The following is a 1,456-nucleotide window of genomic DNA, read 5'->3' on the forward strand; positions in this document are numbered from 1 at the left end:
CCCGAATGATTTCTTCCCCGCCGAGCGCCGGGACCCGACCGAATTCGCCGCCACACGGGCCTCCTGGCAGCGGGCCCTGGGGATGGCCGGCGTCGGGCTGGAGGAGCTCGACTTCGCCGAAGTCCACGACTGCTTCACCATTGCCGAACTGCTCATGTATGAGGCCATGGGGCTGACCGAACGCGGCCAGGGCGCCCGGGCGCTCGAGGAAGGCTGGGTCTTCAAGGACGGCAAGCTGCCGGTCAACGTCTCGGGCGGGCTCAAGGCTAAGGGCCACCCCGTCGGCGCCACCGGCGTCTCCCAGCACGTCATCGCCGCCATGCAGCTCACCGGGACGGCCGGCGACATGCAGCTGGCCAACCCGCGCCGGGCCGCGGTGCAGAACATGGGCGGCGTCGGCATCGCCAACTACGTCAGCGTGCTCGAAGCCCTCTAAAGCAACGCGGGGTCAGATACGGCCCTTAATGGGCCGGATCTGACCCCGCGTTGCTTGTCCTCGCCTGCGAGGCCGGGATGCCACGGGACTAAACTCGTTCCCAGCCCATCCACCACAATGCGAGGAGCACCCATGCGCGCCACCATCATCCACGGTCCCGGCGACATCCGAGTCGAAGACCGCGACTACCCCACCCTCCAGCTGCCCACCGACGTCATCGTGAAGGTCACCGCCTCCTGCGTCTGCGGCTCGGACCTCTGGCCGTACCGCGGGGTCAAGCCGCCGGCTTCGGCCAGGCGAATGATTTCTTCCCCGCCGAGCGCCGGGACCCGACCGAATTCGCCGCCACACGGGCCTCCTGGCAGCGGGCCCTGGGGATGGCCGGCGTCGGGCTGGAGGAGCTCGACTTCGCCGAAGTCCACGACTGCTTCACCATTGCCGAACTGCTCATGTATGAGGCCATGGGGCTGACCGAACGCGGCCAGGGCGCCCGGGCGCTCGAGGAAGGCTGGGTCTTCAAGGACGGCAAGCTGCCGGTCAACGTCTCGGGCGGGCTCAAGGCTAAGGGCCACCCCGTCGGCGCCACCGGCGTCTCCCAGCACGTCATCGCCGCCATGCAGCTCACCGGGACGGCCGGCGACATGCAGCTGGCCAACCCGCGCCGGGCCGCGGTGCAGAACATGGGCGGCGTCGGCATCGCCAACTACGTCAGCGTGCTCGAAGCCCTCTAAAGCAACGCGGGGTCAGATACGGCCCTTAATGGGCCGGATCTGACCCCGCGTTGCTTGTCCTCGCCTGCGAGGCCGGGATGCCACGGGACTAAACTCGTTCCCAGCCCATCCACCACAATGCGAGGAGCACCCATGCGCGCCACCATCATCCACGGTCCCGGCGACATCCGAGTCGAAGACCGCGACTACCCCACCCTCCAGCTGCCCACCGACGTCATCGTGAAGGTCACCGCCTCCTGCGTCTGCGGCTCGGACCTCTGGCCGTACCGCGGGGTCAAGCCCACCCACA

Annotated in this window: 1 protein-coding gene and 3 pseudogenes; all 4 read left to right on the plus strand. The window is 68.5% G+C overall.

Going from position 1 to position 1,456, the window contains the following annotated elements; translation table 11 throughout:
- A pseudogene (locus Y706_RS25950) lies at positions 1-436 on the plus strand (thiolase domain-containing protein); the annotation flags it as partial.
- 132 nt (positions 437-568) lie between these two features.
- Positions 569-718, plus strand: a pseudogene (locus tag Y706_RS30335) (alcohol dehydrogenase catalytic domain-containing protein); the annotation flags it as partial.
- A pseudogene (locus Y706_RS25955) lies at positions 718-1,167 on the plus strand (thiolase domain-containing protein); the annotation flags it as partial. The pseudogenes Y706_RS30335 and Y706_RS25955, both read left to right, overlap by 1 nt.
- Positions 1,168-1,299: 132 nt before the next feature.
- Positions 1,300-1,456 (plus strand): alcohol dehydrogenase catalytic domain-containing protein (locus tag Y706_RS30340; RefSeq protein ID WP_343213073.1); only part of this gene is annotated, 157 nt, incomplete at its 3' end.

The sequence above is a fragment of the Arthrobacter sp. I3 genome (assembly GCF_000520575.1).
In the GTDB taxonomy this organism is placed as follows: domain Bacteria; phylum Actinomycetota; class Actinomycetes; order Actinomycetales; family Micrococcaceae; genus Arthrobacter; species Arthrobacter humicola_A.